Here is a 13,909-nt window from a genome sequence, read left to right on the forward strand (position 1 = left end):
GGCGGTTTGAAAAACCGCCGCTGACAACTCTGGAGTATAAAAACTAGCAGAAAATTGGCGTCTCAGGCTTTGATATGGGAATAAATTACCCTCAATGTGGTCATTAAAGAGCGCTTCATATTGGGCCAGAAAATACTGATGCTATCGATTTGGCCCATCTGACAGACTGCTTCAAGGCGGGAGGTCAGATCTTGCATGGGCTCAGAACCAAGCTTATCGGCCAACTGGTTCAACTGCCTGGCACAGGCTTTCACCTGACGAAGGTCGCCCTGCTCCACGGCCTTGTCCGCATTTTCAGTAGCTTGCTCTAACTCTTTTAGCAGCACCTGCAATGTGGCGGCCAATGAACCTGTTTGAGGATGCCCTTTTAAAAACGCCAACAGATCAAACCAAGCCTGCGGCTGCGCAGGCATGGGCAACTTGGCATACTCCGGCAGCACTTCTTCTTCCACTTTGGGTGCAGCTTGGCGAACCTGTTCTAATTCCGCCTCATGGGCACTGACCAAGGCTTTTTCTTGCTCTGCGAGTTTATCCTGACTGTGCTGAAGCTGCTGCTGGGCATCCTGCAATGCCTGTTCTTTATCATCCAGCTGTGCCTGGCTTTGTTTAAGCTCTTGCTCAAGGGCTTTTAACTGCTCAGCCAATTCAGATTGCTGACTGCCTTGCTTGTCCATATCTTCGCGAGTACTGCTGTATTCCTCCTGCACGTTATGCAGCTGCTCCGTCAACTGACGTTGCTCAGTTTGCAGATGGTTAACATTGTCCTCGCTTTGCGCCAATAGCTTCTGCTGCTCGGCCAACTGCTGCTGTAGTTTTTGCTCTTGCTCGGATTGCTGACGCAGTTTGCTTTCCAGTGCTTCCGCTTGCTGACGAGCACGCTGCAACTCTTCCATCAGTTTTTGTTCGCCAGACTGGGTCTGTGATACCTGGCTTTGCGCATGTTCTAACTGAGCCAGACTACCTTGCAGCTGGTTCTGCATATCTTGGTTTTGTTGCTCTGCCTGTTGTAACGCGGCTTGAAGCTTTTGCTTCTGCGCTTCGATGTCGGCCATGTGGCGTTTACGCTCTTCTTCGCTGCCTTCCTGCATTTCCTTTTGCTTGGCGCCCCGCCGTTCAACGTCAGCAAGCTCCGCGCGTAGCTGCTCGAGTTTCTGCTGCTGCTCTAAGCGGCGCATTTTTTCGGCTTCAGCCTGTTGCTGACGCTCATCCAGTTGCTGTTGAGTGGCTTGAAGTTGCTGCTGTTTAGCTTCAAGTTCTGCCTGCAAGGCTGCTTGGGCTTCCTGAGCCTGACGCTCTTTCTCACTGATTTCCTGCTGCTTGTTGGCACTTTGGGCTTTCAGTTCTGCCAACTCTGCCTGCAGTTGCTCGAATACGGCCTGCTGATGCGCTTTTTCTTCTTCGGTTTGCTGTTTCTCGGCTTTTAAGATCTGTTCGCTTTGCGCCAGTTGCTGCTGCTTCTCTTCTAACGCTTGCTGCAAGGCCTGTTGCTGTGCCTGATACTGGCTGTCAGCCTCATTGATCTTATCTTGTTGCTCCTTGGCTCGTGCAGCCACTTCAGCCAGCTCATCACGCAGTTGTTTAAGCTGACGCTCCTGCTCTTCTTTTTCCGCCTTTTGTGCGTCTGTCTGACGTTTACTTTCATCCAGCAGGTGCTGGGCTTCACTCAGTTGCTGCTGCTTTTCTTGCAACTCTTTCTGTAGTGCCTGCTGTTGTTGTTGCCAAGATCCCTGCTGCTCGTTGGTCATCTGCTCAAACATCTGCATTTCATGCTGCAAATGCTCAATTTGGCGGGCCTTATTAGATAGCTCAAGCTGCGCGCGCTGCGTTTCCTCTTCCAGGGCCTTGCGCTGAAGCTGAGCCTGCTCACTGGCTTTTCGTTGATTAATCAGCTGCTCCCTGAGCTTTTCACTGATCTGAGCCGAGCTTTGCAATTGTGATTGCAAGGTGCCCATCTGACCATTGATATCCGCCAGTTGATTATCCTTGTCACGGATAGAGGCTTTAAGGCCATCTATCTGACCGGATAACTCCTGCATTCTCACTTGCTGCGCTTGCTGCTCTTCCTTGAGTTTGGCGCTGACCTGTTCGCTCTGTTCGAGGGCCTGTTGGGCCTTGGCAAACTGACGCTCACTGTTTTGTAGTGCATCGGCTATCTGATTCCGCTGGCTTTCCAGTGCCCCCACCCTTTGGCTGGCATGGCTAAGCTGTTCTTCCAGCGCCTTATTGTTTTCTTCACTTTGTGCCAGGCGATCCCGGCTTTGCTGGTATTGCTGCTGCACTTGTTCCAAGTGTTCCGCAATATTCTGGTGGGCTTGCTCCAAGTCTGAAATCTTGGCGTCCTTGTCACTTAGATCTTGCTCTACTTCCTGCAGCCTCGATTGGGTATCGCTTAAGGTTTTCACCTGGCTAGCAAGCTGATCCTGGCTGCTTTCCAGTAGCTGCTGCTTCTCTGCCATCTGTCGTTCGGTAGCCTGGCGAAGATTAATGGCTTCCAACCGTCCTTGCTCGGCGGCTTGAATATCACGCAAATCTTTCCAGACACATAACACTGACTCCAGAACATCGCCCTTTAACAATGGGATCAGCGTCAATTCGCAGGGTAAGCGCTTGCCATTGACCCGGTATTCCCACTTGAGCCGCTGCACCGCCTTTTCCTGCACACATTGTTGATAGGCCACTTCCAAGGCCGCGGTATCGTGGCCTTCATCATGCAAAGAAGGTGCATAAGGGAACTGCCCCAGCAGAACCTTTTCGCTCTCCAACTGGAAGAAATCGCAGGCACTGGGATTGATTCTGGTAAAGCCGCTTTCTGCCAATAGTGCCATGGGAATACCACCACCTTGCATCAGGCTTTCAAACTGTTGTTGGTATTTGCGCTGCTCTTCGGTATCAAATACCCAGCACAGATACTGCTGGGCCTCACTGTCTAACAGAGCAATATGCAAGTCGCTGGGATGCAACTGGCCATTTTTACCCTTCAGGCGCACGGCTAGTCCTGGCAACTGGCCCTGTTGATGCAGTTGTTTTGCCGCCTTCGCTGCGTTGTCCGGGTCGTTAAACAGTTGATATAAACTTTGCGACTTAAGCTCCTGTTCGGAAAAGCCCAGGCGTGCCCGAAGACGCGGATTGGCAGCGTAAAGATGCTCTTCGTTGTCCATCAAGGCCATACCCATTGGGGCCTTTTCCAGCACCGCCATCCATTTTGCCTTCTCGTTCACCAGACTCTGCTCGGCCTTTTTAAGGGCCGTGTTGTCTAAGATGCTGGCAAGAACCGCATTTAGCTCACCGTCTTCACGCTGAAGGTACATATTTACCCGCACCTGACGTGCTTCGCCATCCGCCATTTCAAGGACGAGATCCATGCCGCAGGCGCCAGACATGGACTGCATCTGCTGTGATTCCGGATCATGTAGCTCTGCCAGTCCCTTGGGAAGTTGGTTGACATCTTTTAACAAACGGCCACGCATTTGCATTAGAGGTTGGGACAGAAATCGCTCGAAGGTAGCATTACCATCTAACAGACGTCCCTGACCATCCAAAATATAAGTAGGCTGGGTAGCACTTTGCAGTAAACCTTTGAGCTGCGTCTGCACTTGCTGCATCTTTTGTGTGGCATGACGCTCGTTGCTGACATCCCACAGAAGAAGGTGGAAACATTGCACCTGTTGCTTGCTGTTCAAGGACTCGGTAAGACCAAAAAATTTAACAAAAATCGTCTTCTCGGTACCTTCGAAGCGACATTCCAGATCCAGCTTGGTGTCCGGCCTTAGATTCTGCAGAGTATGCTTTAGGGAATCTCTGTCTTGATAATGTACTTTTTGCAGAAGGGATTCCAAGGTAGTTTCATCACCTGGCACCCCTAATATTTTGGCTGCATGCTTATCCAGCAATAGCTTACCGCTATCTGTCTGCACCCGAACATTGCCCAACGCCGTCAGATCAAATACCGACTCAAGATGGTTCAGGGCATCGTTCTTACGGTTAATTTCATCCTGATATTGGGTGATGTCCTGCAGCGCCAGCAGAGCCGCCACTTTGCCGGAATCGGGGTCGCACGGCTTGATACGTAGTACCAATAAGCGATTTCTCTTGGTTTTAAACTCTATTCGTCCTTCGGTTTGGGTCTCCAGGGCCTGCTTAAGCGCTTTGTTTACATCTCGGTCAAATAAATCCAGGGCTGACTTTCCATTTAGCTGTGCATCTTCTCCTTCGAGCCAAAAACCAGCCATGCGGTTGGCAAAGACCACCTGGCAACTGGCGTTAACATAAATCAGACCCAGGCTGTATTTATCGACCAAAGAGCGCTGATATTCCTGCTCTGCATCCTGGATCTCGGCTTGCGCATGCGCAGAAAGCAATTTGGAGCGTAGCGAAAAAGCCAGGCCAGCCAGTACCAAAATGAGAATAGCAAGGACTAAAAACAGACCATTGACCACCATGGCACTTTGTCCCTGGATCCAGTCGGATACGGCCAGCGCGCCAGGACTAACAAACAGAAATCCTAAACCGGCATATCCAGCCGCTTTTTTGATCATTAACACTTGGCCTGTTCCTTACTAAAATGGCTTTCTTATCAAAATCTTGCGAAGCATAAACCAGCCAGGTGCCGGCTCAGATGTCAATATACGGAGTTAGTTGTGAATATTGATAACTAATTGTTTTTGCTATCGCGAACTAAGTCTAGTTCTTGACTACAAAAATTTAAGTTTTTTAGGTCCGGGGCGGCCTTGTTTGACAGTTTCAGATGTGTGTTTACAGGAGACAAGCACCCCTCGGATTTTTAACAGGGCTGTCTTTTTGGTTTAGCTGAATCAGCGTTTATAGTTAGAAAAGGGATGTTCGATAACGACTTTCGGGTATGGCATAGCACTAAGAATATACGGAGCCCGTAATACAAACAGGGGCAGAAGCCCCTGTTAACCAGCTATCTAAGATTCAATTCTCACTTTACTTATGGATTTTTTACCACATCCACAAAGTACTCTGCCTGTCCGTTCACCTCTTCTTTAACCAATCCATGCACATCGGTTTCAAAGCCTGGGAAGCGGCGGTTAAATTCGCGTACGAACTTAAGATAGTTGACGATGGTCTTGTTGTAGCGCTCACCGGGAATGAGCAGCGGAATACCTGGCGGGTATGGGGTCACCAGCATCGCGGTAATACGGTTTTCCAGCTCATCGATGGAGACCCGCTCCACATTGCGGTGGGCCATATGTGACCAGGCGTCGGCCGGAGTCATGGCCGGAATAAAGTCGGACAGATACATATCTTTGGTGATCTTGGCCACATCGAACTCGCGATACACCTGGTGGATTTGCTGACACAAATCTTTAAGGCCTATACGTTCATAACGTGGCTGCTTGGCAGCGAATTCCGGCATTACCCGCCACAGCGGCAGGTTATTGTCGTAGTCGTCTTTAAACTGCTGTAACTCGGTCACCATGGAGTTCCAGCGGCCTTTGGTGATACCGATGGTAAACATAATAAAGAACGAATACAGACCGGTCTTTTCCACCACAATATTATGCTCAGCCAGGTAACGCGTAACAATTGCTGCAGGAATACCCAGTTCATCGAAGCGCCCGTTCATATCCAGACCGGGGGTGATAATGGTGGCTTTAATGGGGTCCAGCATATTAAAGCCGGTTTCGATACTGCCAAAGCCATGCCAGGTGTCGGACGCTTTAATCATCCAGTCATCCTGGCTGGGGCCACCCTCGCCCGGCAGCTCGTCCGGCCCCCATACCTTAAACCACCAGTCTTCGCCAAACTCGTCATCCACCTGGCGCATGGCATGACGAAAATCGATGGCTTCTTTAATGGACTCTTCCACCAGGGTTCGGCCCCCCGGCGGCTCCATCATAGCCGCAGCCACATCGCAGGAGGCGATAATGGCGTACTGCGGACTGGTGGATGTATGCATTAAATAGGATTCATTGAATCTGTGAGTATCCAGCTTCCGTTTTTGGCTGTCCTGCACCAGGATTTGCGAGGCCTGAGAGATACCGGCCAACAGCTTATGGGTGGACTGGGTGGCAAATACCAGCGCATCTTCACTACGGGGGCGATCTGAGCCGATGGCATGCATCTTATGGTACATCTCATGGAAAGCCGCATGAGGTAGCCAGGCTTCATCGAAATGCAGGGTATCGATGGTATTGCCGAGCATGGATTTAATGGTTTCGACGTTGTAGACGATGCCATCATAGGTGCTTTGGGTGATAGTCAGAATGCGCGGCTTTTTGTTAGCTGCGTTTCTGGCAAAGGGATTGGCCTCAATTTTCTTGGCGATGGTTTGGGGATCAAATTCCGATTTGGGAATGGGTCCGATAATGCCGTAGTGGTTGCGGGTGGGCATCAAAAACACCGGAATGGCGCCAGTCATAATAATGCTGTGCAAGATGGACTTATGGCAGTTCCTGTCCACCACCACAATATCCCCCGGTGCTACCGTGCTGTGCCACACCATTTTATTGGAAGTGGAGGTACCGTTGGTTACAAAGAACAGGTGATCGCTACCAAAAATACGCGCCGCATTTTGCTCACTGGCGGCTACCGGGCCGGTATGATCCAGTAACTGTCCGAGCTCTTCTACCGAATTACACACATCGGCGCGCAGCATATTTTCACCGAAGAACTGGTGGAACATCTGCCCCACCGGACTTTTCAGGAAGGCCACGCCACCGGAATGGCCGGGACAGTGCCAGGAATACGAACTGTCACTGGCATATTCCATCAGCGCACTGAAGAACGGTGGTGCCAACTCTCTTAAATACTTCTTAGCTTCGCGGATAATATGTCGGGCCACAAACTCCGGCGTATCCTCGAACATATGAATAAAGCCATGCAGTTCGCGCAGAATATCGTTGGAAAAATGCCGGGCAGTCTTGGTTTCGCCATACAGGAAAATAGGAATATGGGCATTGTGGCGGCGCACTTCACTGATAAAGCCTTTGATGGCTTGCAGTGCCTTGGCCACTTCTTTGTCTGTGGCTCCCTCAAATTCTTCATCGTCAATTGACAGAATAAAACAGGAAGCGCGGCTGGACTGCTGGGCGAAAGAAGTCAGATCGCCATAGCTGGTAAAACCCACCACTTCCATGCCCTCTTTGTCGATGGCATTGGCAAGGTCGCGAATGGCAGAGCCGGAAATATTTTCGGAGCGAAAATCTTCATCGATTATGATGATTGGAAAGCGAAACTTCATGGGGCGATATCCCTGTTGTAAGAAGACGAAGGCACAAGGCAATTAAGTTTGCACCTTTTTGCCATCCCCAAATTGTAATGCAAATTCCGATTTTCGCAGCTAATTAACTGAAAAATAGGGATAAAGAATAAAAAGCCCGACGCAATCTCAGCCCTGATAATGCACCATCAAGTCACTAACAGGCTATCCAGCACTGCCCCTCCCCTGTGCACACCCCCTTCTATCTGTCCAACAGGTTTTGAGCGAAGCAGATAACCGCCAAACTGATGTTGTTCACCCACCATAAAGATCCCCAACTCCGAAACAGCCTGCGGCCAGTGCCGACAGTGACCGTTTATCGATACTTCAAGGTCTTGCCTTTGGCTCGGTGGAATTGGCGCCATCACAATCCAACCTTCATTTTGGAAAGATTCTGTATGCAGCTTTTGTAATGCTTTGTCGCCTATGGCAACACTGCCGCCTCCCTCTTGCTGCGTTTTAAGCCACCAACCATCCTTAATCAGTGTTTGGGCTTGTTCAATACCTATTGCACTCACACTTAATGCAGGCACCTGCAGGCTTAACAGCTGTTTTTGCTCATTCAAATCAAGGCCCAACTGCTGTGCCAAGGCCGCTTGATGATGGGCATTGAATAGTTGTTGATAAACCACTTGCTGGATCCACTTGCTGCCAGCCAGTTGCAGTGCAATATTGGGACATAGCACCAGGTTTAACCGCTCCAGCCGAGCACGTAGAGATAGCAAATCAGGATCGCTGTAATCAGCGTCGTTGTAGCCGGTACGAAAATACAGCAGGTCGACTTCCCGGTCCTGCCATAACAGCCGATCTCCCTGATTGCTAATAAGTAAAATGAGGCTTTTCAAACTAATACGCCCGACAATGGCCCCAAGAGCACGAATGCCATCGGCTAACAAAAGCTGATCGAACAGGTTGTCTTCCTGCTCTTCCACCACAAAAAGAACAACCGGTCTGACTTGTTGGAATTGTTTGGCGGCCTTATACAGCGCCTCGGCTTGCTGATTGATGGCCGGATTGGGTAACAGTGCCATCAGCGGCAATTGTTGCTTAAGCAAAGACACCCACTGCTGATTTAACGGCCCCATGCCTGCAGCGATACTATTACTCTCGACCCAGCGCCATTGCCCATCTTTGTCCAACATCATATCGTGACGGATAAGCGGCATGCCTATGGCTTTTATGGCGTCCGGATCTGTCGCACTTAACAGCCGCGCCAGTTTACCAGGCAAACTGCTGCCTTTACTCAGCTCGGAAAATTGGTTTAACAACCAGTCTCTGTCTGCAGCCATCGCGCAAAGTACCTTATTCAATACCTTTGCATGCCATTGTGCCCTTTGCCAATGACCGGCGTTAAGCTTCCAAGGCGTTAAACTGACAGACAGTGGACTGAAAGTGCCGTTATCGGCAAGCATCCCCAAACCAAGTTGCTTCTGCTGTGTTGAAAGGGCACCGAGATCCCTTGGAATCATCTGCTCTACTTGCATATCAAGCCTCCAACAACCATATAATGGAGAAACCGGTAACACAGGCAATACCCAGCACCACCGTGATAAATGCCAGCATCAGGGGCCAGCGAAACAGTCGCTTCAGGATGATCATTTCAGGCAAACTGGCGCCAGCACCGCCTATTGTCAGCGCCATTACCGGGCCTAAACTCACGCCTTTGGCCACAAGACTCGCCGCCAATGGCAACATAGTACTGGCTCTGATATACAGCAGGATCCCGCCCAAGGCCGCTGCCGGCACAAACCACAGGGATTGTTTTGCACTGACCTGTGAAATCAAACTCGCCGGAACATAGCCATGAATGATGGAGCCCATGGCGACACCTAACAGAATATGGGGTAAGAAGTCTTTGGTTTCCTTGATTGATTTTTGAAGCAGCACCTTCAGGCCCTGTGGTTTCGAGGACATACATGCAGAAGTGCTATTATCAGGTTGAGGCAAGGTCACAAAACGCCTGAAGTTAAAGGCCTGCAACATCACGCCTGCCAGCAAAGAAACTAACAGGATAACCACTGCATACAGCAGCGCGACCGCCCCCCCTAAAATGACCCACATCATCGCCAGCACATAGGGATTGAGCAAGGGCGAGGTAAACAAAAAAGTCATCACCGGACCAAATGCCGCATTGGCGCGCAGCAGACCCACCATCATCGGCAAGGTTGAACAGCTGCAAAAAGGTGTGATGGCGCCAAGGCCTGCCGCGGTGAAATATCCACTTTTACCGGAAAGTAATACCTGCACCTTATGACGGGGCAGTTTTTGCTGCAGCCAGGCAACGAAGACACCTACCAGAACAAAAAGCACTATCAGTTCAGCGAAGGTCGTTACAAAAAAGTGAAGGGTACCTAAAAGCTGCTCATTCATTGTCCTTCCCCACATTTCCACACTTATGGAATTATCAGGTTTAAAAAAAGCCTGAACCGCCAGGTTCAGGCCATACACTTCGATTATTGTGGAAATATAATATTTCGAACAATATCGAATTGTCAAAATATTTCTAGAAATATAGAATGATAAAAAATCTCAAGGACAACCTATGAAACCCAAGATAGCCGCTGGGCAGCTGGCAGAGCTGGGCCACATTACCCGCTTAAGTATTTTCAGGCTGCTGGTAAAAGCCGGCAGATCCGGCATAAGCGTTGGTGAAATCCAGGAAAAACTGGATATCCCCGGCTCTACCCTCTCCCATCATCTGTCGCGGATGATGAAAGTGGATCTCATGGAACAGCAAAGGGATGGTCGCACCCTGCATTGCCATTTGAAATTTGCCGAGGTAGAAGCGCTGCTGGCCTTTCTCTATGAAGAATGTTGTGCTGGTGAGTTGGGATCTGCGCCCAAAAATAGAAAAGGTGATCACCTGGCCAAGGGATGCTGTGACTAATTTCTCTCATTGGCCAGGGTCTTCACCGCTACGCAGCCAGCCAGTAATGGAATATCGGTAATGCCCTGCTCCTGATATTACCGGGGTAACCTGATGGCGGGTTGGCACTTTGAAGATGGACAGGCAATTGTATTGTGGTAGGAAGGCCGTCTTGGTCCCTCCGTCATCGAATTGCAATAGTCCGCCCCACTCTGCCTGCCAGTCTTGACTTAAACTCAGCACAAAGGCCGCAACTCGATTCTTTCCCTTGACTTCATCGTCATGCCAGGTAAGGAAATGGCCGGGACGGTAGCGGGTCAACTGGGCATCGGCAAATCCGATATCCTGGCACTTTAGCATCTCCCGCATTACCGACAAAAAGCTCTCACTATTTATAAATTCAAAAATCTTAGCCAGAACCGGTGCTTCGGAAGGTAAGCGGCCTTGGTGCCAGGCGTCATAAATAGGAAAGGTCTCGAACAAATACTGAAAACCTTGTTCCGCCTCCTGCATTACCCTGGCGTAAAACTCGGCTTGTTGCAGTTGGGGTAACTTGTCCATAGCCGATGAATCAAGATCTAGATGTTTGCCACCGAGACGGGTCACCAAATTCCAGCTGACTATTTCTGCAATCTCTTTTTGTAATAGCGTCAAAGATGGCTGGTCAAGCAACGGCTTCAACTGGCAACGGCCTTGGGACGTTAAACCAATTGTGGCCTGTGCAGGATCAAATTCGGGGTGAAAGTGCATTGGTATTATTCAGCCGATCACACAAGCCAACATCATATTGAACTACTGATGAGCCGTGCAAGTTTGGCAAGCAAAGAAAAAAAAAGCCCGGTTCCCCGGGCATTATGCTGTTAGCAGATTTCAATAGCTATCGCGGTAGCCTCGCCACCACCGATACAAAGTGACGCCATACCGCGCTTCAGGTTGTGATGCTTCAGGGCATGCAACAAGGTCACCAGAATACGGGCACCTGAGGCACCGATGGGATGACCCAAAGCACAAGCACCGCCATTCACGTTAACCTTGCTTTCATCCAGTTCAAGCTGACGGATAGCCAGCATGGTAACCATGGCAAAAGCTTCGTTGATCTCAAACAGATCCACATCCTGTACATTCCAGTGCAGTCTATCGAGCAGCTTACGCATGGCTCCCACCGGGGCCACGGTAAAGTTTTCTGGCTCAATGCTATGGGTGCTGTGCCCAAGAATTTTGGCCATTGGCTGCAAACCTGCGGCTTTGGCAGCGGACTCGCGCATGAGTACCAAAGCGGCGGCGCCGTCGGAGATAGAGCTGGAGTTGGCCGCAGTGATGGTGCCATCTTTTTTAAATGCCGGTTTTAAATTTGGGATTTTTTCTGGCATGGCATTGCCCGGCCCTTCATCGGTATCCACCGAAACATCGCCTTTACGAGTAGCCACGGTAACCGGGGTTATCTCGGCTTTAAAAGCACCACTTTGGATAGCCTGCTTGGCTTTTTGTAAAGAGGATAAAGCAAATGCATCCATCTGCTCACGGCCGATACCTTCCTTGTCGGCAGTGTCCTGGGCAAAGCAGCCCATGGCCTTACCGTCATAGGCATTTTCAAGACCGTCCAGCATCATATGATCCAGCACCTGACCGTGGCCCATGCGATAGCCACCACGTGCTTTTGGCAACAAGTACGGCGCATTACTCATGCTTTCCATACCACCGGCCAAGGCACAATCTATGCTGCCGGCCTTAATTAAATCGTGGGCGAGCATCACGGTTTTCATGCCTGAGCCACAGACTTTATTTAAGGTGGTGACGCCGGCAGAGAGAGGTAATCCGGCCTTAATAGCGGCTTGGCGTGCAGGCGACTGGCCCAGACCGGCTGGCAGTACACATCCCATTAATACTTCCTGGATCTTGTCGGCCCCTACTTCTTCGACCGCCGCTTTGATTGCTTGCGCACCCAGTTCAGTAGCGCTTAAGGGCGACAGGCTACCCATAAAGCCGCCCATGGCGGTACGTTTGGCAGAAACGATAACAACAGGATCGTTATTTAATTCATGGCTCATATGCTTTCTCCAAAAAGATTTAACTTGTCACTTATACCGCAGCTTAGGGCAATAGCCGGGACCAGGCCATCCCACCAACGTACAGTCAGCTGAACACTTTGCAGCTCACAATGCACAGGAATGTTGACGCCTTGTTACGCTTACTTTACCTTTAGGTTAACTTACAGCTTACGTAAACGTAAAGTAATATGACAGCAGTGCAAACCTTCAGCATCGGGGAACTGGCAAAGGAATTTGACATTACCCCCCGCTCTATCCGTTTTTATGAAGAGCAAGGCCTGCTGGAGCCCGAGCGTAGTGGTCAAACCCGCATCTACCATAAAAAAGACCGGACTCGTCTTAAACTGATTTTGCGCGGTAAACGTCTGGGGTTTTCACTGGCAGAAACCAAAACCCTGTTTAACCTTTACGACAGCAACGAAAACAGCCTGGCACAGAACGAAGCCATTCTGGAAATGATCGAATACAAACGCGCGGTAATGCGCCAGCAATTAGAAGATATTCAGATGCTGATGAGCGAGCTGGACGACCTGGAAGGACGCTGCCGTCAGGAACTGGAACAACTTACAAGAGGATAATCCTTATGAACGCCCCTTACCCTACTCTTAACTTTGGTCTTGGTGAAGAGATCGATATGCTGCGCGACCATGTGTATGCCTTTGCCCAGGGTGAAATCGCGCCATTGGCGGAAAGTGCCGATCACAACAATAGCTTCCCCAATGAACTGTGGCCAAAACTCGGTGATATGGGCCTCTTGGGGGTAACGGTATCCGAGCAATATGGTGGTGCCGAAATGGGCTATCTGGCCCATGTTATTGCCATGGAAGAGATCAGCCGCGCCAGCGCCGGTATCGGCCTGAGCTACGGTGCCCACTCCAACCTCTGTGTAAACCAGATTTACCGAAACGGTACCGAGGCGCAGCGCCAAAAGTACCTGCCTAAGCTGATCAGCGGTGAGCATATTGGCGCACTGGCCATGAGTGAGCCAAACGCGGGCTCTGATGTGGTCAGCATGAAGCTGCGCGCCGAAAAGAAAGGTGACAAATACGTCCTTAACGGCAACAAGATGTGGATCACCAACGGCCCCGATGCCCATGTCTTTGTGATCTACGCCAAGACCGATGTCAGCGCCGGTCATAAAGGTATTAGCGCCTTTATCGTCGAAAAAGACTTCCCCGGCTTTAAACAGGCACAGAAACTGGACAAACTGGGTATGCGCTCCTCCAACACCTGCGAGTTGGTGTTTGAAGACTGCGAAGTACCGGCCGAGAACCTGATGGGCAATGAAGGCGACGGTGTCAAAATCCTGATGAGCGGCCTGGACTATGAGCGTCTGGTATTGTCCGGCGGTCCCCTTGGCATTATGCAGGCCTGTATGGATCTGGTGGTACCCTATATCCACGATCGTAAACAGTTCGGCCAAAGCATTGGCGAATTCCAGCTGATCCAAGGCAAGGTCGCCGATATGTACACGCAAATGAATGCGGCCCGAGCCTATGTGTATGCGGTAGCGCGTTCCTGTGATCGTGGCGAAACCACCCGTAAGGATGCCGCCGGTGCTATCCTCTATTCGGCGGAACTGGCCACCAAGATGGCACTGGATGCCATCCAGCTGCTGGGCGGTAACGGCTATATCAATGAATTCCCGGCAGGACGATTACTACGTGATGCCAAGCTTTATGAAATCGGCGCCGGCACCTCTGAGATTCGCCGTATGCTGATTGGACGAGAGCTGTTTAAAGAGTCTGCCTGAGATCCAAGTCATAACCC

General features: G+C 50.4%; 9 protein-coding genes. 3 read left to right on the forward strand and 6 right to left on the reverse strand.

The window, feature by feature from the left end:
• Positions 1-62 precede the first annotated feature (62 nt).
• The 4 genes from P2G88_RS16945 to P2G88_RS16960 form a co-directional block, all read right to left on the reverse strand.
• The gene (locus tag P2G88_RS16945) at positions 63-4,535 is read right to left on the reverse strand and encodes a PAS domain-containing protein (RefSeq protein ID WP_275798194.1); all 4,473 of its coding nucleotides are present in this window, start codon (positions 4,533-4,535) and stop codon (positions 63-65) included.
• A 416-nt stretch (positions 4,536-4,951) separates the two neighbouring features.
• Positions 4,952-7,207 carry an arginine/lysine/ornithine decarboxylase gene (locus P2G88_RS16950; RefSeq protein WP_275798125.1) on the reverse strand — a complete coding sequence of 752 codons (2,256 nt, stop codon included), beginning with the start codon at positions 7,205-7,207 and terminating at the stop codon, positions 4,952-4,954.
• Between the two features lie 167 nt (positions 7,208-7,374).
• Positions 7,375-8,709: a glutathione synthase gene (locus P2G88_RS16955; protein WP_275798127.1), complete on the reverse strand. Its 1,335-nt coding sequence runs from the start codon at positions 8,707-8,709 to the stop codon at positions 7,375-7,377.
• A 1-nt stretch (position 8,710) separates the two neighbouring features.
• Positions 8,711-9,595: a permease gene (locus tag P2G88_RS16960; RefSeq protein WP_275798130.1), complete on the reverse strand. Its 885-nt coding sequence runs from the start codon at positions 9,593-9,595 to the stop codon at positions 8,711-8,713.
• A gap of 172 nt (positions 9,596-9,767) precedes the next feature.
• On the opposite strand from P2G88_RS16960, the gene P2G88_RS16965 reads away from it, so the two are divergent.
• Positions 9,768-10,112 carry a metalloregulator ArsR/SmtB family transcription factor gene (locus tag P2G88_RS16965; RefSeq protein WP_275798133.1) on the forward strand — a complete coding sequence of 115 codons (345 nt, stop codon included), beginning with the start codon at positions 9,768-9,770 and terminating at the stop codon, positions 10,110-10,112.
• 6 nt (positions 10,113-10,118) lie between these two features.
• On the opposite strand, the gene P2G88_RS16970 is transcribed toward P2G88_RS16965, so the two are convergent.
• Together P2G88_RS16970 and P2G88_RS16975 are read right to left on the reverse strand one after the other, a co-directional pair.
• The gene (locus P2G88_RS16970) at positions 10,119-10,841 is read right to left on the reverse strand and encodes a 2OG-Fe(II) oxygenase family protein (protein ID WP_275798135.1); all 723 of its coding nucleotides are present in this window, start codon (positions 10,839-10,841) and stop codon (positions 10,119-10,121) included.
• Between the two features lie 110 nt (positions 10,842-10,951).
• Positions 10,952-12,139: an acetyl-CoA C-acyltransferase gene (locus P2G88_RS16975; RefSeq protein WP_275798137.1), complete on the reverse strand. Its 1,188-nt coding sequence runs from the start codon at positions 12,137-12,139 to the stop codon at positions 10,952-10,954.
• A gap of 188 nt (positions 12,140-12,327) precedes the next feature.
• Here P2G88_RS16975 and P2G88_RS16980 point away from each other — a divergent pair, with 188 nt between their 5' ends.
• Positions 12,328-12,717, forward strand: coding sequence for a MerR family DNA-binding transcriptional regulator (locus P2G88_RS16980; RefSeq protein ID WP_275798139.1), 390 nt, complete (start codon positions 12,328-12,330; stop codon positions 12,715-12,717).
• 5 nt (positions 12,718-12,722) lie between these two features.
• Complete coding sequence (locus tag P2G88_RS16985; RefSeq protein ID WP_275798141.1) at positions 12,723-13,892, forward strand: isovaleryl-CoA dehydrogenase; 1,170 nt, start codon at positions 12,723-12,725, stop codon at positions 13,890-13,892.
• Positions 13,893-13,909: the final 17 nt, after the last annotated feature.

Source organism: Aliiglaciecola sp. CAU 1673 (genome assembly GCF_029223185.1).
Lineage (GTDB): Bacteria > Pseudomonadota > Gammaproteobacteria > Enterobacterales > Alteromonadaceae > Bowmanella.